The 19269-nt window shown below is 45.0% G+C and carries 19 protein-coding genes; 12 read left to right on the top strand and 7 right to left on the bottom strand.

Annotation, left to right across the window (positions count from 1 at the left end):
• Positions 1–36: 36 nt before the first annotated feature.
• Entirely contained in the window at positions 37–1242 is a 1206-nt protein-coding gene (locus tag LAY57_RS28570; RefSeq protein WP_249070569.1) for a serine hydrolase, read from the bottom strand.
• Between the two features lie 290 nt (positions 1243–1532).
• Here LAY57_RS28570 and LAY57_RS28565 point away from each other — a divergent pair, with 290 nt between their 5' ends.
• Complete coding sequence (locus LAY57_RS28565) at positions 1533–2297, top strand: superoxide dismutase (RefSeq protein WP_249070568.1); 765 nt, start codon at positions 1533–1535, stop codon at positions 2295–2297.
• A gap of 108 nt (positions 2298–2405) precedes the next feature.
• On the opposite strand, the gene LAY57_RS28560 is transcribed toward LAY57_RS28565, so the two are convergent.
• The 4 genes from LAY57_RS28560 to LAY57_RS28545 are packed head-to-tail and all read right to left on the bottom strand — an operon-like array spanning position 2406 to position 4553.
• On the bottom strand, positions 2406–2879 hold the full coding sequence (locus LAY57_RS28560; protein WP_249070567.1) for a tetratricopeptide repeat protein: 474 nt from the start codon (positions 2877–2879) through the stop codon (positions 2406–2408).
• A gap of 16 nt (positions 2880–2895) precedes the next feature.
• Entirely contained in the window at positions 2896–3723 is an 828-nt protein-coding gene (gene rsmG / locus LAY57_RS28555; RefSeq protein ID WP_249070566.1) for a 16S rRNA (guanine(527)-N(7))-methyltransferase RsmG, read from the bottom strand.
• 2 nt (positions 3724–3725) lie between these two features.
• Entirely contained in the window at positions 3726–4400 is a 675-nt protein-coding gene (locus LAY57_RS28550) for an ABC transporter ATP-binding protein (RefSeq protein ID WP_249070565.1), read from the bottom strand.
• Complete coding sequence (locus LAY57_RS28545; RefSeq protein WP_249070564.1) at positions 4401–4553, bottom strand: hypothetical protein; 153 nt, start codon at positions 4551–4553, stop codon at positions 4401–4403.
• Positions 4554–4720: 167 nt separating this feature from the next.
• Between LAY57_RS28545 and LAY57_RS28540 the strand changes: the two genes are divergently transcribed.
• The 4 genes from LAY57_RS28540 to LAY57_RS28525 all read left to right on the top strand — a co-directional run bounded on the left by LAY57_RS28540 (position 4721) and on the right by LAY57_RS28525 (position 7102).
• Positions 4721–5767: a Sll0314/Alr1548 family TPR repeat-containing protein gene (locus tag LAY57_RS28540; protein WP_249070563.1), complete on the top strand. Its 1047-nt coding sequence runs from the start codon at positions 4721–4723 to the stop codon at positions 5765–5767.
• A gap of 13 nt (positions 5768–5780) precedes the next feature.
• A complete protein-coding gene (locus LAY57_RS28535) occupies positions 5781–6233 on the top strand; it encodes a DUF3531 family protein (RefSeq protein ID WP_249070562.1) in 453 nt (150 codons plus the stop codon).
• Between the two features lie 180 nt (positions 6234–6413).
• Positions 6414–6605 carry a papain fold toxin domain-containing protein gene (locus LAY57_RS36680; RefSeq protein ID WP_249070561.1) on the top strand — a complete coding sequence of 64 codons (192 nt, stop codon included), beginning with the start codon at positions 6414–6416 and terminating at the stop codon, positions 6603–6605.
• A 131-nt stretch (positions 6606–6736) separates the two neighbouring features.
• Entirely contained in the window at positions 6737–7102 is a 366-nt protein-coding gene (locus LAY57_RS28525) for a hypothetical protein (RefSeq protein WP_249070560.1), read from the top strand.
• Positions 7103–7165: 63 nt separating this feature from the next.
• Here the strand turns inward: LAY57_RS28525 and LAY57_RS28520 are convergent, their stop codons facing one another.
• The gene (locus tag LAY57_RS28520) at positions 7166–7543 is read right to left on the bottom strand and encodes a hypothetical protein (RefSeq protein WP_249070559.1); all 378 of its coding nucleotides are present in this window, start codon (positions 7541–7543) and stop codon (positions 7166–7168) included.
• 233 nt (positions 7544–7776) lie between these two features.
• Here LAY57_RS28520 and LAY57_RS28515 point away from each other — a divergent pair, with 233 nt between their 5' ends.
• Entirely contained in the window at positions 7777–8286 is a 510-nt protein-coding gene (locus LAY57_RS28515) for a dual specificity protein phosphatase family protein (protein ID WP_249070558.1), read from the top strand.
• 233 nt (positions 8287–8519) lie between these two features.
• Here LAY57_RS28515 and LAY57_RS28510 read toward each other — a convergent pair whose 3' ends face one another.
• Entirely contained in the window at positions 8520–8933 is a 414-nt protein-coding gene (locus LAY57_RS28510) for a response regulator (protein ID WP_249070557.1), read from the bottom strand.
• A gap of 701 nt (positions 8934–9634) precedes the next feature.
• Here LAY57_RS28510 and LAY57_RS28505 point away from each other — a divergent pair.
• From LAY57_RS28505 to cupA, 6 genes are all read left to right on the top strand, one after another.
• Entirely contained in the window at positions 9635–12568 is a 2934-nt protein-coding gene (locus LAY57_RS28505; RefSeq protein WP_249070556.1) for a GAF domain-containing sensor histidine kinase, read from the top strand.
• A gap of 318 nt (positions 12569–12886) precedes the next feature.
• Positions 12887–14749: an NAD(P)H-quinone oxidoreductase subunit F gene (locus tag LAY57_RS28500; RefSeq protein WP_249070555.1), complete on the top strand. Its 1863-nt coding sequence runs from the start codon at positions 12887–12889 to the stop codon at positions 14747–14749.
• 185 nt (positions 14750–14934) lie between these two features.
• On the top strand, positions 14935–15645 hold the full coding sequence (locus LAY57_RS28495; protein WP_249070554.1) for a carbonic anhydrase: 711 nt from the start codon (positions 14935–14937) through the stop codon (positions 15643–15645).
• A 67-nt stretch (positions 15646–15712) separates the two neighbouring features.
• Complete coding sequence (locus LAY57_RS28490) at positions 15713–17218, top strand: NADH-quinone oxidoreductase subunit M (RefSeq protein ID WP_249070553.1); 1506 nt, start codon at positions 15713–15715, stop codon at positions 17216–17218.
• 48 nt (positions 17219–17266) lie between these two features.
• Complete coding sequence (locus tag LAY57_RS28485) at positions 17267–17887, top strand: CDP-alcohol phosphatidyltransferase family protein (RefSeq protein ID WP_249070552.1); 621 nt, start codon at positions 17267–17269, stop codon at positions 17885–17887.
• A gap of 11 nt (positions 17888–17898) precedes the next feature.
• Positions 17899–19197 (top strand): CO2 hydration protein CupA, encoded by a 1299-nt coding sequence (gene cupA / locus LAY57_RS28480; protein ID WP_249070551.1) that lies wholly within the window; start codon positions 17899–17901, stop codon positions 19195–19197.
• Positions 19198–19269 lie beyond the last annotated feature (72 nt).

Genomic DNA, 19269 nt, shown 5'->3' with positions numbered 1-19269 from the left:
ATTTATCTAGTTTCTCAGTGTTGAGTACTTACACACTTAAACTAGACGCGCTACTACTGATAACTTCTGCCTAACTGTCTCAAAAAACTGCTTGTCTGTCAGAAGTTTGAGTTCAAATTCTTGTTGGGCGTAAGTTTGCATCAGCTGCAACCACACACCAGTAGGAATATTTTCAAAAAATAGCGCTACTACTCTCCCCCGTTCGCCATTTTTGCGCTTTGCATACATAGTTTCTGTTACGATACCGGGTAAGCTGCCACCTTTTGCACTAAGGGCATCAAATTTTTCCCGAACAGGTTCATTTTTCATCGGCCATTCTAAATACTCTCGCATTATTTGGGATACGGCTGGCGAAATCAAAGAGTTGGTGTAAATTCGCTCCATTATTTGTGCGTATCCTTTTGCCGTTCCGCCTGGATTTAAAGCTTGAGCCATTGCTTGTTGGTCTTCTATGCCGATAAATTCTATTAGGTGTTTGATTTTGCGATCGCGAAAAGCAGCATCATTTCTCCACTTTGACATTAAGTTATAGACTAAATTGGCGTATTCCGTTTGGCTCATTGCTTGGTAAATTTTTAGGCGTTCTGCTGGCAAAGGTGATATTTCAGAATCGTCCCAACTTAAAAACTGACCGATAATCGGGAGTGGCACATCCTGATTTGGTAAACCTAATCTTGATGGCAATTTCTCTATATTTTCTCGCCCCAATCGCTCGATTAAATAGTCGGTGGCGGCGTTACTGCTGTATCGAATCATCGCCCAAGCAATATGCCGCAGGTCTATTTGATTTGCTGCATTCACATATTTTTTATCTTGGAATTCTTTGAGCGCTTGAGGATGGGCACCGCCATCTTTGTTAGGCAGGTAATAAACATCTACGGAATTTAGATCGATTTTCTCATCAGGTGAAATTATCCCTTGTTCGACTTGTCGGGCGTATTCTGCCAGGATGAGAATTTTAATGGTAGAAGCTAAGGGGTGCTTTTCGTCGGCACGATAAAAAATCCCCTGTTCTGGATTGCTAATTTCATAAGCAACCAATGAAACATTTTGGGGATGAGCGACAATGTATTCTAAGAAATCTTCAGGTGTTTTTAATGGAGATGTCCGCTCTCCGTCTTTTGAAGTTTCGATCGCAACTTCAAGGAAGCGGGATATCGTTTTCCATTGCCAGATGGTCAGTCCAGCGAAGAGCAGGAACAAAAACAGAAGCCCAAACGCGACATAATGTATATATCTCATAAGTTTAGTTTTGGATTTTTTATTTTTAAGGTAACATCTGCTACCAATAGCATAGATCGCCCTGACAGGGTGGAAGTAGGGGCGGGCTTCGCCGTGAGCTCTGCCGAACGGTTTTGCCATTATTCTTGTCTGAAAACCAGAAATTATCTGCCAAACCCGCCCCTACAGGTTGCCTGTACTTCACCCACTCGCAAGCTGCTATAATCTAACAAAAAAAATTAATGAAGTCGAACGCTATAAGAAGATAAAATTGATAACTAACTCGATTAATTGATTATCTGGTGTTGCTTATGACTCTTACACGCCGCAATTTCATATTTTTACTGGGAGCCAGTGTCAGTGCAGTCAGTATGGGTGCTTGTAGCGCATCTGGGGACAATATATCGGCAACCTCAGATAAATCTACCCCAGGGAGTACGACAAATGTTGCACAAAATACAGGTGGGTTTGAGTTGCCGCCTTTACCCTATGCCTACAATGCTCTGGAGCCGCATATTGATGCTAGAACGATGGAGTTTCATCACGATAAGCACCATGCGGCTTATGTGAAAAACTTGAATGATGCGATCGCAAAACATCCCCAACTCAAAGGCAAAACTGTCGAAGAATTACTGCAAAACCTCAATACCGTCCCGGAGGATATTCGCACCACGGTTCGCAACAATGGCGGCGGTCACCTCAACCACAGTATGTTCTGGAGAATCATGAAGCCGAATGGGGGTGGGGAACCGACAGGCCCGATCGCAGACGCCATTAAAACTAATTTTGGCAGTTTCGCCGCCTTCAAACAACAGTTTAACGATGCTGGGGCTAAGCGTTTCGGTAGCGGCTGGGCTTGGCTGGTTCGCAGCAAAGACGGCAAACTCCAGGTAATTAGTACAGCCAACCAAGATAGTCCGCTAATCGACGGTAACTATCCTATCATGGGCAACGATGTCTGGGAACACGCTTATTATCTCAAATATCAAAATCGCCGCGCTGATTATTTAAATGCCTGGTGGAATGTTCTCAACTGGGATGAAATCAACAAACGCTTACAGCAAGGAAATGCTTGAAAGTAAAGTAACTCATTCAAAGCCTTCAGGGTATGTTGTTGCGCTTTAGCGCTCTTATTACAACTGGGATAAGAGCGCTAAAGCGCAACTACGTACCTAATATCAGCTTTAAAAGCTGGGACAGCCAAATGTTCTAAACTGGGCACCCGTAGCAGGTCTATTCTTTTTGATACATTCTGCTTGCTGAATTCTCACAGTAGCATAGCGATCGCCACGCCGTTCGTTTAGCGCCCTTCTGTAATTAGCAATGGCTGTGTCATATTCGCCGTTAAAGTAAGCTTGGTCTGCCACTCTAACGTATCTGGCATAATTAGGGGCAATGCGTTGTAAGCTTTGCAGTCTTTGTTCCAAAACGCGACTGATAGCTGTATTGATATCGCTATCGTTAGGGCCATTGGGACTGGCATCTGCCGCTCGTTGATAATTAGTCAAAGCTGTATCGTAATCGCCTCTTTTTCTGGCAGTTTCAGCCATTCGCAACCAGCGTTGATAATCCGTCTCCGCTAGGACTGGGTAAACTATGCTGCTACTTAGTAAGAAAGCGAACAATAAAGTTGTCGCCTTAACGGTTGTGTTTGCCATAATCTGATTGAAAAAGTTATTTTATCTTTAATTTTACATTTTTTATTTTGTTTGAGGACTCAATTTTACGCAAGTACAAACAGTGACGCACGCTTTTGCTCAAGGGAGTTGTAAACTGTTCTGTCGATTCAATTGTGCCACCCAGCCATTCAAGTGTTGGTTGTAGGGAAGAGTTTTCTTCGGCTGTCCAGTTGCCGCGATAAAGGATTGCCAAACCACCAACTTTCAGCAATGGTAGTGCATATTCTGCACAGATTGATGCCGAACCAACTGCTCGAATTAAAGCTATGTCGTAGTATTCTCGGTGTTGCCGTTGTTTTCCTACTTCTTCAGATCTACCAGTCAAAGTAGTAGTGTTTTTAATTCCCAATTCGATTAGGAGAGTTTCCAGAAAAGCGATTTTTTTGCGGGTGGAATCTAGGAGGGTGATATGCCAATTCGGTTGGGCGATCGCAACTGGCAACCCCGGAAATCCCGCACCCGTGCCAATATCAATACAGTTCAGTGCTGAGTGCTGAGTGCTGAGTGCTGAGTGCTGAGTCAGTGCTGAGTCAGTGCTGAGTGCTGAGTGCTGAGTAGTGAGTGCTGAATTTCCCAGAAACGGTGCAATCCCTCGCAGCGAATCCCAGAGATGTTTTTCCCAAAATTCGATCGGCCCGGTGATGCGAGTCAAATTCAGCTGCTGATTTCCCAGCAAAATCAATTCGTGAAGACGCTGAAATAACTGTTGCTGTTCGACATTTGGCTGCCAAGAAAGCGTTTCTTGCCACACTGAAACCATCTCTGGCAGCAGAGAATCATTTTGAGTGTTGAGTGTTGAGTTTTCGGTTAAGTCAGAATTCATTTTCAAGCAACTGACTGCGGTTGTTCTGCTTTTGCTTTGAGTGTAGCTGGGTCAACTGATTGTACTTCGCCGCGATCGATTATCCAGCATTTATCTGCTATACTTAGCAAATCGCCTGCATCGTGAGTCACGACAAATAGACTCCAGTGATTTTTAAGTTTGGCTAATAGATTTACCAACTGACGCCGCATAGACCAGTCCAGTCCGGCGGTGGGTTCATCTAACAATAGCAAATGGGGTTGACGAATTAGCTGTACTGCTAGGGCAAGGCGTCGCTGTTGACCGCCGCTTAATGAGTGGGGTGAAGTGTTCAGCGATAAACGATCGAGTCCGACTTCGGTTAAAGCGTCTTTGACCCGCTGGGAACCTAATTCTGGATGTCCTAAGCGCAGTTCTTCCAAAATAGTGCTGCCGCAGAAATGCCGTTCGGGAAACTGAAAGACCAATCCACCGATCTGTTGCAGTTGTTCGGCGATGAGTTCTTGTTCTCGCCAGAATACCTTGCCAGACGTGCTTTCACTCAACCCAGCTAATATTTCTAATAAGGTACTTTTGCCAGAACCGCTGGGGCCGATCACAAGTCCCATTTCCTGCGGTGCTAATTCCAGGTTAATGGATTTCAAGATCGCCGTTGGAGTGGCTGGGGGGTGATAACTTAAATTTCGTAAATAAAGCATTCAGTAAAAAAGACGAACCATACTTTCCACATTGTGGCAGACTTGTCGAGTTTGGCGGTATAGCAAAGTGCTGAGTGCTGAGTGCTGAGTGCTGAGTATAGCAATCTTCTCGGCAGTTACGACGTTCTTAATTCCACCAAACCCTTGAAACACGGCCCTTCTTCCCCTAGTCCCTAGCAAGAAAGCCCCTAGTCCCTAGCTATACAAACACAGTTATTGGCGAGTGCGATAACCTGGAACGGATAATCTGTCTTGGCGTCGTAGCTAACTGCCATAATCTTTGGCATCATCAGAAGGGACATTTTAGCAAAGAAGCGATTATGGATTTGTTTCCCAGTACCAAATTGATTGTTTCTGCCTTGACTTCAGCGTACCGCAAGCACCCCGCAGGGCGTGCCAGATGGCATCTCGTCGGTGCTGGTGCGATCGCTTTTTGCCTCTGGGCAAACCCCCTTTTAGCTAGAGATCCCTTTCGCACCAGCAACCCCAAACCAATTGGAGATGCCACTGAAGCTGCTTTCAACGCCTTGTTTAAAAATGGCAACTATAAGGAGGCGGCAGAACGTTATCTACCAGAAGCTGAATCCAAAGAGCCTTCTGAGCCTCTAGTCTATGCTATGAGGGCATCCTTAGTTTACACGGACTGGCAGGGCGATCGGGAGAATAAGGCTTTGTTGGCGTCCTTAAAATCCTACGCTGTTAAAACGCGCGAAACTGCGGCACAGCTTGAAGCAACCGATCCTTTGCGCGGCAATCTCTACAAGGCTGTCAGTCATGGTTTAGAGGCTGCTGCTATTCTGGGAGAGAATGGCACACTCAAAGGTGCTACCCAAGCTTTGAGCAAGTTGCAACAGGTGTATGGGGAACTGGACGCTGCTGAGAAAATCGCACCGAACGATCCAGAACTCAATCTGCTCAAAGGGTGGATGGATTTGCTGATTGCGGTCAATTTGCCTTTTTCCGACTCACAGCAGGCGATCGAACGTTTGGAAAAAGCAGCTCCTGCTTATCTAGCTTACCGGGGAATGGCCGTTGGATACCGCGATCTCAAAAAGTATGACAAGGCGCTGCAATATGTCGATATTGCTATCAAAAATACGCCTAACAATCCAGAGTTACAATACTTAAAAGCGCAAATCTTGGTTGGCATGGATAGAAACCAAGAAGCTAAAGCGCATTTCCAAAATGCTGCGACAAAATCTGCTCAACTCCCGAAAGACTTGGTTGCACAACTTGTGCGCGAACAATGCCGAAATCAAAGTAAGATCGATCGAAAAGAGCGCAATTGCAGCGCTATGCGAGAGCGGGTCAGACAAATTAATGGTAAATGGGGCCCGATCGTTAGTCAATTGCCAAATTTAGATTAGATGGTAGAGTTCAATGCAGGTAGAGTTCCGCGAGTATAATCAGTTCGATCTGTGGATCTGGCTGGAGTTCAGTACAGTTCCTTCACCAGCCGAAAAACAGTATGTGGAAGAGGTTTTCGATTCCTGGTTTTTCTTGGGCAAACTGGGGGGATTTAATGCTGAAAATCTCCAAGTTCAGGAAACTGGTTTGGAACTCAGCTATATGGATTATGACGAAGATGCAGCTGAAAGTAGCCTGATGGCGTTGATGCACAATATGGCCGATTTTGAATATGAGGGAACCTGGGGGCGTTGCTGGATTGATTTGGGCACCACCGATGCGATCGCACTCGACATCCTGATCAACGCCCTCAAACAGTTGAGCAAGGAATTTGTTAACATTGAAAGATTGCTCATAGGTGGCAAAAATGAAGATTGGCCAATTCCAGAAAAACGCGAATCTCCTTCTGATTACGATGATAACTAACGAAAACAATGTTAAAAGAAGGTGAAATTCGGGTGCTAGCTTTGGGGGCGATCAAAAATGATGAACGCATTTTCATCTCCCAAGGCTACGACCCCATTAAGCAATAAACCTCAGAGCAGTTTTTGGATTACTTGTAAAGGAAAATTTTCCTAAACTGTAGACGAAGCACTAGGATAGTCGATGGATAGATCGCCGTCTGATGAACAGCTTCGTCAAGAAATTACAAAAGTGGCAAGTCGCTTCAGGCTGTTTGAATGTTATACTTGCGCTCAGGCTATCAAGGAGTTTTTAACCCAAAGAGGAATTCCTGGAAAACAGATTAAATTGTACACAGGAAAATCTAAGGGTAAATATGGTAACATTTATAGCTAGGGGCTAGGGGCTAGGGGCTAGGGGCTAGGGAAGAGGGAAGAGGGAAAAGGTTACTGCGTAAGGGATTTGGATAAGAAGTAAGAGTTGGAGTTGGCTTAATCGCCCTGGCGGTTGCTATACCATGATGGTCTATGATTAGTTTTTATGACCTTCTGCAAAAAATTAAACAAAGACCTTCTTTGTATTTGGGAAATCGCTCAATAAATCATCTTCAAGTTTTTTTAGATGGATACACTTTTGCTCGACGCCAACTAGGCGTACCACTGACAGAAGAAGAGCGAGAATTTGAGAATTTTCAAGAGTGGATAGAGCAACGATTCAACCAGCCTTCTACTCAATCATGGGCTCGCATCATTCTGTTTTATTCTGAAGACGAAAGAGATGCTTTGGATAGTTTTTTTGAGTTGTTTGAAGATTTTATACACAGCCATCATACTTTAAAAAGTGATGAAGCAGCCCATCGGAAATCACAAAGAGAAAATCAGAAGACTGCTTGATGAACTAACAAAGCCTGGAATTGGCAATCCTCTGTATTGGGTTGCCTCGATCGCCGCCAAACTTTACAGTAGAGGATCGAGCGGGTGACAAAAATCGTTGATTCCCTCTAGAACCACATACATAATCACTGGAGTTGCCAACAGTGGAGGACAAAGACTGGTTGCTGCCAAGTAGGGCACTATTTCGGCAAAATTTCCCTTTAACAAATCATCGCGAAATTCGCTGCGACAGATAACAGAACGGCATTTGCGGGCGAGAATGCCCAACCAATCGGAATTGGCGATCTCCGGTTGCTGTCCGGCGCGGATTGCCAAAGCTATAGCGGCGTCTTCCAAATCCCCTTCGCAATCTTCGATCGCTTGCAGGGCTTGTAAAGCTGTGGGATAATCGGCAAATTGAGAACGAAACCGTGCTATTTCTGCTAGTGTAACTTGAGTCATGCGCTTATTTTGGGGATTAGCTCACCGGGCAACGAACTTTCGTCGATAATTATAATTGTGCCAAAGGTTGTCCTGAAAGCGATCGCTTTCACTCTAATTGCCAAACAGCTACGGGGGTGGGCGATACATTAAAAGCGATCGCATCTATCCAAAGTATGCTATAGCTTAAAAAAGCACAGCCTATATGTGCTACTGCTCAGACAAAGCAAAACCTAACGCGGTTTCTGCGCCAAATGCTCGACCAATTCAAACGACTCCTGGGAATCGAACCCAAATCAACTTCCCCCAAAACCGAACTTCCCATCGACTGGGTGCTTCCGGAAAAGCTAGCTGTGGGAAGATTACCCCAAGCGGGTGACGGTGCTGCACTCTTGAAAGCCAACATTAAATTTGTATTTTCTCTGTGTGCGGAGTCAGAGGGAAGTTTACCAGAGGATATCACTCATAATTTTCAATGTTTGCGTCTGGTTTTACCAGATCGATTTTACACAACTGAGTTAAGAGTAGAGCAGCTAGCTGAAGCAGTAGCTGTAGTTCGCGAAAATATGGAAAAGTTGGTGCCAACTTATGTCCATTGTCTCGCAGGGATTGAGCGATCGCCCACGGTCTGTATTGCTTACTTGTGTCGATACCACAAAATGGAACTTTGGGAAGCAGCTAACTGGCTTAAACAAGTCCATTCTAATTCTCTGCCCAATCCCTCTGCGTTGCGTGCCATTCGCGAATTTATTCAGCAGCGATAGAGACAGGAGAGGGTTCCTACCCTCTTAAACTCAATAAGTTTAACTTTATAATAAAATTTATATCAAACTGAGTTGATTCACTAGGAATTTTACCGTCTCTTTCGGAGTTGTCATGCTTTCGTTCAAAAAATAACATTTTTATTCCGCTGCTTTTCTGCTCCCATACTCAAATAGCATAGTAAATACGGAAGATCCGTAAATCCCCCAATCTAAAATGTAAAATCTAAAATTGATTATGCTTCGCCCTGAACTTCTGAAGGCACATTAACACTGACAAACTTGCCAACAACCTGACGCAATTGATTGGTATCAAACGGCTTAGTTAAATATTCTGTAGCACCTGCTAGACGCCCTTGCACTTTGTCAAACAATTTGTCTCTTGCCGTCAGCATAATAATCGGCAGTTCGCGAAACTGAGGTAAGTTACGCACGGTGCGACAAAACTCCAAACCATCAATACCGGGCATGGAAACATCCAGCAATAACACGGCAATTTTTTCGTGGTAAATCATTGCCAAGGCGTCTACAGCATTTCCTGCCACTAAAACCCGATAGTCTGCCGCCAAAGCACGTTTGACCATTTCTTGCGTGACGACACTATCATCTACCGCTAGGATTGTGGGCATATGATTTAAATTTGAAGACATATTTTTCGCTCCAGTCTTTTAGTCTACTGTACTAACACAACTTTAACTTGTTCTCATAGCACAACACACTGGGAGATGCCCAAGAGATTAAGTGGGCGAAATTTTTTATCTAAAGTCAGCACTCAGCCAAAACATCTAGCGCTTTTATTGACTCATTTGCATCCTCATCAATAGCGACTACTGTCCCAACATGATTATATTTAATTATGTTAAATCAGTTAAAGAATAATTAAAAAAGAATTGTAATAATTAGTTAAACAAATTAAAATAAATATTAAAACCAACCGGCAATCTCAATCGTAATTCGACCGTGGGGCAGGTTAGGGGACAAAGGGGTATGGGGCATCTACCAAGGGAAAAATATAAACCTATTTCCACTCCTCGATCTGTGGTGCAATACCAGAGTCGTCTCTAAAGTAAAATTACGGAGTTTAATTTGCAAGTGGGTATAAAAGAAGCTACTATCGAAGATTATGGATGCAAGCACCTGTCTCAACTGGCCAAGACTGACCAGTTGAGACAGGTGCTGTATTTAAACCATATAAGAATCTACTGGCAATACAATAGGTTGGATAGCGGTTGTCAAAAAAAGTATTAATCAATACACAATAGGAGAGATGGTATACTTAAAAGATTTAGATATTATTTAAGATTTAATTATTTAGGGCCAAGTTCCAAAAAGGGAGAGGCACTCATAAGAAATGACAGCATCATTACCGGATCACGCTGCGTTCCAGTTTAATGGCCGACTAAAGAGCCAAATTCTCAATACTTCTCCTCAAGAAGATTTCGAGGGTCTGACTCGCTTAGCTGCATACGTTTGCCAGACTAAGGTGGCTTTACTGTGCCTAATTGACTCAGGCGAACTGTCGATCGAATCAAAAGTTGGGTTAGGAACTCACCAAGCATATCAGTGCCAGAGTTTCTGCGCTCATGCGATCCGCAGTTCCGAGATGTTGATAGTGCTGGATGCGTTAGCTGATGAACGGTTTGCCAAAAATCCAGCAGTAACCGACCATCCGAAAATTCGGTTTTACGCTGGTGTACCTTTAGTGACAACTGAGGGACTGGTTGTGGGTACGCTAAGTGTAATGGATTACGTGCCACGAGATTTGAGCAGCGAGCAGTGTCAGGCACTTAAAACGATAAGTCGCCAAGTGGTTACGCAACGGTTGCTACAGGAGGGAAGCCACCAAGGGCGCAAGGTAATAAAAGTGAGGGAAATGCCGCCAGAAATACCGTGGAATATTGTCGAGATCTTTGAAAGCATTACAGATGCTTTTTTTGTACTGGATCGCGAATGGCGGTTCACCTACTTAAACTCACGGGCGGAACCGTTGCTGGGAAGCAAGAAAGAGTTAATCGGTAAGTGTATATGGGATGAATTACCAGAGGCGATCGGTTCAACGTTTGAGAAAGAATTTACTAGAGCAATATCTAGGGGGGTCACAGTTCATTTTGAAGAGTTTTATCCACCATTGGGTATTTGGTTGGAGGTAAGAGCAAATCCTTATCAGGGCGGTTTGTCGGTTTATTTCCGGGATGTGACGGCGAGGAAGCAGTCAGAGGCGATGCTGATGGATCGATCGCGCCTTTCAGGTTTCGGTGCCCAAGTAGGTATCGCCCTGGCACAAGGTGGAACGATATCAGAAATCCTTAACCGTTGTACCCAGATTATGATAGAGCATTTAGATGCTGTTAATGCAAGCATCTGGACAGTTAAGCAAGGGTCAGACCAACTGGAACTTCAGGCTCTAGCCTTTGCTACAGATGGAAGGGATGACCCTGATGTCGCCTCTTCAAAGGCTAAATGCGACGCTGGGTGCGAATTCGGCCAAAGTCACACAGCAGCTGTATGTGATTTTATTCGCCCAGACAGTAGCATCGCTGAGAAGATCGCTTTAACTCATCAAGCTTACTTAACGAACGACCTTCGCGATCGCGATCGTCTCGGTGTAACTGCATGGTTGGAACGAGTAAAACCCCATAGCGGCAAACAAGTAAAAGCTTTTGCAGGCTATCCCTTGATTGTAGAAGAGCGATTGGTTGGCGTCATGGCGCTTTTCAGCCGTCAACCCTTGAGCGAAGAAGGACACAGTATGTTGGAGTGGGTAGCCAACGCCATTGCTGTAGCTATTGACCGTTCTTGGGCGCGATCGGAACTGCTGTCCCGTCGAGAAAGCTTGCTGTTCCGCCTAGCTAGCCAAATCAGGAATTCTCTAGATCTGGATACTATTTTGGGTACTGCTGTCAATGAGATTCGCAGTTTATTGCAAATCGATCGCTGTCACTTTCTGTGGTGCTGGCCCGATCCGCAACACCCCAGCCTGACTGTAACTCACGAAGCGTGCAATCCCAACCTAGCCAGCTTGTTAGCAGACTACCCAACCGAGAAAGTTACCGTTCTGGTAAAAAAAATCGTCAATTTAGAGACAATTCGCATAGATGATATTAGCAACCTTGCCAATCTCGATAACCAAGAGCAAGTACTCCTAAGCACTTTGGGCGTTACCTCGCAATTGCTAATACCTTTGGCAACTCGCTCCGGTCAGCTGGGAGCTGTCGTATGCAGCCATTGTAGCGGCCCTCGGCCTTGGAGCGACAGCGAAGTGGAGCTGCTCAAAGCAGTTGTAGATCAATTGGCGATCGCGATCGATCAAGCCGAACTTTTTGCCCAAACCCGCGCCGCCGCAAACGCCGCCCAATCCCAGGCGCAACAGCTGGAGGGAGCTTTGAAACATTTAAAACATACCGAAGCTCAACTGGTACAAACTGAAAAAATGTCCAGTCTCGGTCAAATGGTGGCAGGCATTGCTCACGAGATTAACAATCCCATCAATTTTATCTATGGCAACCTTTCTTATGCCAGCGACTACATCGGAGATCTGCTGCAACTCCTGGGCTTGTATCAACAAAATTACCCCAACCCGGCAGCAGAAATTAACCAGAAAACTGAGGCGATCGATCTAGAATTTCTCAAAGATGACCTACCCAAATTGCTAACCTCGATGCAGGTGGGAACAGAACGGATTCGTCAAATTGTGCTGTCGCTGCGGAACTTCTCCCGCCTCGATGAGGCAGAAATGAAACCCGTCAACATCCACGAAGGTATTGACAGCACGTTACTGATTTTGCAAAATCGCTTCAAGGGTACGGGTAACAGGCCGGAGATTCAACTAATTAAAGAATACGGCGATTTGCCCCTGGTGGAGTGCTATGCCGGACAGCTCAACCAGGTGTTTATGAACGTCCTCAGTAATGCGATCGACGCCCTGGAAAACCAAATTCCACCCAGAATAATCACTATCCGCACCGAAATGGGGCGACGGGGCGATCGGCAAGAAAACCAGTCCCCGGAAGATAACTGTATCCCCAATGCCCAACACCCAACGCCCTACGTCCAATTCGTTGCGATCGGAATTGGCGATAATGGGCCGGGAATGACCCCGGATGTCAGGAAACGCCTCTTCGATCCATTTTTTACCACAAAGCCCGTAGGCAAAGGAACTGGTTTGGGGCTATCGATTAGCTACCAGATTGTCGCTGAAAAACACGGCGGTCAGCTGAAGTGTATTTCAGATCCTGGGCAGGGGTCAGAGTTCATTATTGAAATTCCTATTCGTCCGTACAAGTAAGGGGCAGAGGGGCAGAGGCTTCGACGTGAGACGTTCGGCGAGCGCTCAGTCGAGTCGCGCTCAGCCGAACGGGGCAGGGGGGCAGAGGAGAATTACCCACTCAACACTCAGCACTTTGCCATAGAATCCAATCTATCTTTACCATCGTTAAATTTTATGTTTTCGCTATTTATTTTTAATCCGCTGAACATTAAACTCTAAACAACAAAGATTAAAAAAAAATTAAACAGCACAATCTGAATCGTTTTGAGCGAGGTGAATAAACTCAGCCTCATTGATAGGGGTTGAGTTTTGGGTGAAACTTTCGAGGTAATCTAGATGTCTCACGTTCTGCTTCAGACCGTTTGGTTAATACCATGTTATGCCCTTACGGGGGTGATTTTGTCAATACCTTGGTCCCCAGGAATTATTCGTTATACTGGCCCAAGACCGGCTGGTTACATCAACTTGTTGATGACATTAACGGCTTTTATACATGGCTTACTTGCCTTAAGAGCCACTTGGGATCTGCCAGCGCAACAGTTAGTAATTCCCTGGGTGAACGTAGCCGGGTTGGAATTATCTATACCTTTGGAAATCTCTTCTATTACCGTCGGTGTCACAGTTTTAGTAACTTTTTTGAATCTGTTAGCGCAGATTTATGCGATCGGCTACATGGAGATGGACTGGGGATGGGCAAGATTTTATTCCTTGCTGGCACTGTTTGAAGCCGGAATGTGCAGTCTTGCTCTCTGCAATTCATTATTTTTCAGTTACATGATTCTGGAAGTACTCACTTTGGGAACCTACTTACTCGTTGGGTTATGGTTTAGTCAACCTTTGGTGGTGACGGGTGCCAGAGACGCTTTCTTAACAAAACGGGTGGGAGATTTATTGCTGCTGATGGGAGTGCTGGCGCTGTTGCCTATAGCAGGAACTTGGAACTTTTCCGAATTAGCAGAATGGGCAAAAACTGCCCATATTTCGCCAACAACTGCGGCTTTGTTGGGATTGGCTTTAATTGCTGGACCGATGGGTAAATGCGCTCAATTTCCGCTGCATTTGTGGTTGGATGAAGCAATGGAAGGACCAGTTCCCTCTACAATTTTGCGGAACTCGGTTGTGGTGGCGACTGGTGCTTGGGTGTTGGTGAAATTGCAACCAGTTTTAGCGCTTTCGCCGTTAGTGACGTCAGTTACGGTGTTGGTCGGTGCGGTGACAGCAATTGGCGCGAGTTTAATTGCGATCGCACAAATTGACATCAAACGCTCCTTATCTTACACCGTCAGCGCCTACATGGGTTTAGTCTTCATTGCAGTTGGCACCCAGCAAGCTGAAGTGGCGCTGATGTTGCTGTTAACCTACGCTTTGGCGATGGCCCTATTGGTGATGAGTACTGGCGCGATCGTTTGGAACGGTATCACCCAGGATCTCACCCAACTTGGCGGTCTTTGGTCGCGCAGACCCGTATCGGCACTATCTTATATTGTCGGCGCTTTCGGATTGTTAGCTGTACCGCCTTTCGGTTGCTTTTGGGCTTTGCTGCAATTAGCAGATCGTCTTTGGACAAATGAATCTTGGTTATTTTGGGTTGTGCTAATAGTTAACGGTTTAACCGCATTTAGCGTAACTCGCGAATTTGGTTCGATTTTCGCTGGTAAAAGCAAGGCCATGTCACAGCGAGCGCCAGAAGTTCACTGGCCGATGGCATTGCCCATGATAATTTTAATGGGCTTAACCCTGCACGTTCCATTGCTACTTTGGCAATGGCAACTGTTACCAGATTGGACAACTTTAAATATAACCGCAGCGGTTTTTCTGGTTTCGTCGAGCGTAATTGGTTGTGGTGTTGGCAGTTTAATTTATCTCAATAACAATTGGCCAAAACCAGTAAAGTTGGGTTACCAACCACTCCAAGACTTATTTGCATACGACTTTTATACTCCCCAACTTTACCGGGTCACGATTGTTTTTGTAGTTGGCTTAGTGTCTAACATCATTTCTGCGATCGATCGCTACTTAGTAGATGGCATCGTCAACTTTGTCGGTTTAGCCACAATGTTTAGCGGCCAAAGCTTAAAGTACAACGTTTCTGGACAGACGCAGTTTTACGCGCTCACAATCCTATTCGGTGTAATTTTGCTGGTAATTACGATGACTTGGCCACTGTTGATTCGTCTTTCGCTAGTCCTTAGTCCGTAGGGTGCGTTAGCGAAACGAAGTGAAGAGGACTTACGCCCTAGCCCCCCAACCCCCCAAATCTGGAGGGCTAGGAGGGCTGAACCAAAAATATTGCCTAAAACACCGCCTCAGTCCTCGATACTGACTAGATAGAACTCACAATTTTTGGTAATCTAATTAAACCTTTGAAATTCAGGAAGAATTTGATGAACAGAAAAAATAGACAGTCCGGTTTCTCCAGGAGAAATTTACTCAAATTTGGCGCTGCCGCGCTAGGGACAGGCGTAGTGGCTAAAGTTGGTTCCCAGTTGTTCACCCCCGAACCAGCAGCAGCCCAAAGTGACATTAACCCAGATCAGGCTCTGCAAAGATTAATGGATGGTAACCAACGCTTTATCGCGGGAAAACCTATAAATCCTAACCGAAGCTTGGCTCGCCTCAGACAAGTTTCCCAAACTCAAAAGCCGTTTGCTGCTCTTCTAAGCTGTGCGGATTCGCGGATTCCGGCTGAGATTCTCTTTGACCAGGGATTTGGAGATTTATTTATGTGCCGTGTGGCTGGTAATGTTGCTACATCAGAGGAAATAGGCAGCCTTGAATTTGGCACCTTAGTATTAGGAGCCAAGGTGATAATGGTAATGGGCCATAAAAGATGCGGTGCCGTAGATGCAACAATAAAAGGCGCACAAGTTCCCGGTCAAATAGGCAGTTTGCTAGAGGCGATTAAACCTGCTTTGCAAATGTCGAGAAGTTTTGATAACGATCGGCTAGAAAGCACAACTAAAGCCAATGTTTTGGTTCAAGTTGAAACGTTGAAAAAATCCCCAGTAATATCGCAGTTAATTAAGGAAGGGAAACTGAAAGTTGTAGGCGGTTATTTCGATTTTGATTCTGGCTCAGTCAGTATGGTTAGTTAGTCGCTTTCCTCCCTTATTCCACTGTTGAAATAACAACTTTTCTGAACAAGCAGAATTAATTTGTACTATGCTCAGTCCATTGTTCTGGATACCTGTTTTAGGTGCAGCTTTAGTAGGATTCTGGCCAGGAGGAACACCGGCGCGATCGCGATCGATCGCGATCGCGGTTGCCAGCATTACTCTTCTCTGGACATTTTGGCTGCTTAGCCAATTTGACATCAGCAATCCGGGTATGCAGTTTACTGAATTCATACCCTGGATTGAACCTTTGAAATTAAATTACCGACTCGGTGTCGATGGTTTATCTTTACCGCTGTTATTTATCAACAGTTTGCTAACTTGGTTGGTGATTTACAGTGGCAGTACCCAGCTAACGCGACCACAGTTTTACTATGCCTTGATTTTGTTGGTTAATGCTGGTGTTGCAGGCGCTTTCCTATCTCAAAATTTGCTGCTGTTCTTCCTGTTTTACGAGATAGAACTGATTCCTTTCTATCTGTTAATTGCTGTTTGGGGAGGAAAAAAGCGCGAATACGCGGCGATGAAGTTTCTACTTTTTACGGCAATTTCTGGATTTCTAATTCTAGGTGCTTTCTTGGGTATGGCATGGTTGAGCGAAACACCAACTTTCGCTTACGAATCGCTGACCACCCAAAAATTACCTTTAAATACGCAGCTAATTCTGCTAACAGCTATAGTGGTAGGCTTCAGCATCAAAATTCCCTTGGTTCCTTTGCATACTTGGTTGCCTGATGCTTACACAGAAGCTTCTCCAGGTGTAGCGATTCTTCTCGGTGGCGTACTCGCCAAATTGGGAACTTATGGCTTGGTGCGTTTTGGTTTGGCGCTGTTCCCGGATGCTTGGGCAACTGCGGCACCTGGGTTAGCGATTTTGGGGGCTGTGAGTGCGGTTTACGGGGCATTGAGCGCGATCGCCCAAAAAGACATCAAACGCATGGTTGCCTATAGTTCGATCGGTCACATGGGCTATATACTTTTAGCTTGTGCCGCCGCCACACCTCTAAGTTTAGTCGGCGCAGTCAGTCAAATGGTTGCACACAGTTTAATCCTCGCAATTCTCTTCCATTTAGTAGGAGTAATCGAAACAAAAGTTGGCACTCGCGATCTAGATCTTCTTAACGGTTTGATGAGTCCCATGCGCGGTTTACCCCTAACCAGTGGCTTATTAGTTCTTGGGGGAATGGCAAGTGCTGGCATCCCTGGCTTAGTGGGATTTATCGCTGAATATTTAGTCCTGCAAGGCAGTTTTTCAGCCTTTCCAATCCCAACACTTATCTGTGTGATTTGTAGCGGCTTAACCGCAGTTTATTTTGTCATTTTGATCAACCGCACCTGTTTTGGTAAACTGGACAACAATACCGCCTACTATCCCAAAGTTCAATGGCAGGAGCGCACACCCGCTCTAATCTTAGCAGCCCTGATCTTATGCTTGGGAATACAGCCTACTTGGTTACTGCGCTGGAGCGAACCGACTATAAATGCGATCGTTGCTTCTTTTCCGGCTCATAGCTATCAAATCGCTTCCCTCTCTCAGGATTCGGAAACAAAGTAGGTTGAAGAAACCCAACCGACAATTCTTACTCAGCACTCAGTACTTCTCATGACTCCTTCACCCCAACTAGAGCAAGAACAACAAAATCATAGCTGGATGAAATTTATCCCATCTATGCTTGTAGTGAGTCGCTTTCTGATTTCTCCTTTCCTAATCTGGGATGCGTTTGATGGCAAGACGACAGTTTGGTTCATTGTTGGCTATATTGCCGCATTTCTATCCGATATTTTCGATGGAGTAATTGCGCGACGCCTGGGTGTCAGCAATGCCAAACTGCGTCAAGCAGATAGTTGGGCTGATGTTTCCCTTTATGCTTGTATAGCTGCTAGTGCGTGGTTGGCATATCGAGATGTTTTAATCGCTTACAAAATACCGTTGTTGATGGTTGTTTTTGCTCAGTTGGTGTGGTTGGTGGTAAATTTGGTGAAATATGGCAAACCCGCTAGTTATCACACCTACTCGGCTAAATTTTGGGGAATAACACTTTTCGTTACCGTTGTTGCTTTATTCGGTTTTGATTACGCCGGAATAGCTTTATGGCTGAGTTGTATTGTTGGCACCATCCACAGTCTGGAAGAAATTGCTATGACGCTGCTGTTGCCAACCTGGACGCATGATGTTTTAAGTATCTTCCATGCTTTGCAAATACGTCGTGAATTGAGTAATTAAAGGAACTGAAAATGGTACAAACTCCAATTAAATCCGAAACAAAATTACCTCCTTCTACCCATGAATTTTCTGGCGTAATTCATCGTCTAGAAGCAGGTGGCGCGATGCTACCGGATACGCCGGAAAATCTCATGCAAATCATCGGTCTTTATAAAGCTTATGCTGTACCGATGGATTTCTACTGGCGCGACTTACTTTATATTGCTGAGCGCGAATTTTTAAATCCGTTTCCTTTCTTTAAATACTTCCTCCCGAAGGAGTATTTAGAGCTACACAATCATTACGCCGGAGATGATGCCGATTTGCGGATTTGGCAAAAAGGTGCTGCTACTGCCCATCCTGAACTTTTGGCGTTTATGGAGAAGGGCGAAACTTTCAAAATGCCGAAGTTATTTCATCACTTGTGGCACGATCGCATCAACATGGAATTTGCCGAAGCTTGTATGCGTGCGATGCTTTGGCATAGAGGTATGGGCGGAAAATTTGACCCCTACTTAGATAGCGATGAATATAAAGCTAATGCAGATCGAGCAATTAAGGCTTATTTCCAAGGCAACCCAGCGATGTTGGGACTCTATAAACTGTTTCCAGATATGTTTTTGGAACAGGTGCGGCAATTGTCTTACTATAGCAATCTGGGATTGTTCTGGGAAGTGATGGCTCCGGTTTTCTTTGAAATGAGCGATCGCTACGATTCTGGAGATATCAAAAATGTCCCCGATGCGATGAATTTTCTCGTAAATGGCATATTTGCAGTAGCGGGTCGTCCCATTTATCACCACGTCTACATTCGTGGCGAAATATACGAAATTATCCCCAAATCAAAGGGTTTCATGTGGCTATACGAAGCCGCATTACCTTATGTAGAAGCTGTTTTCTATCGCACCGCTCCATTCCGGGGTACTAAGTCTTACAACGCTCAAGCTAAACAAGTTCCCGATGAGCAGAAAGATTTCCATTACGGTATTCTTTATGCCGATGTTTTCCCAGTAGGTACGGCTGGTATTCCCCCGACATTGTTGATGCAGGATATGCTTCACTTCTTGCCACCATACCTGGTGGATTACTATAGCAAACACTGCCGAGGTGAAGATGATATGTTAATCCAATTGGGGATTAGTTTTCAGCGCTCGATGTACAACGTTACCTCAGCTGTAATTCAAGCATTGCGGCAGGCGTTGCTTTATCCTTTGGACGATACTAATCCGAAGCATCTAGAAGCTAATCGCGCCTTTTTTGAAGCGCAAATTGACCGATTTAAGCGTAAGGAAGCTCGTTTGCGGGATATTCAGAGACAGGAATATAGGTAAGCTAACACGCATCTAATTCGGATATTTCTAATCCGGCAATCAAACCTTCAATTCCTCTCCCACTCCCCCACT

It is taken from the genome of Argonema antarcticum A004/B2 (genome assembly GCF_023333585.1).
Classification (GTDB): domain Bacteria; phylum Cyanobacteriota; class Cyanobacteriia; order Cyanobacteriales; family Aerosakkonemataceae; genus Argonema; species Argonema antarcticum.
Note: the sequence above shows the minus strand (reverse complement) of the source record. Positions and strands in the feature narration are given on the sequence as shown.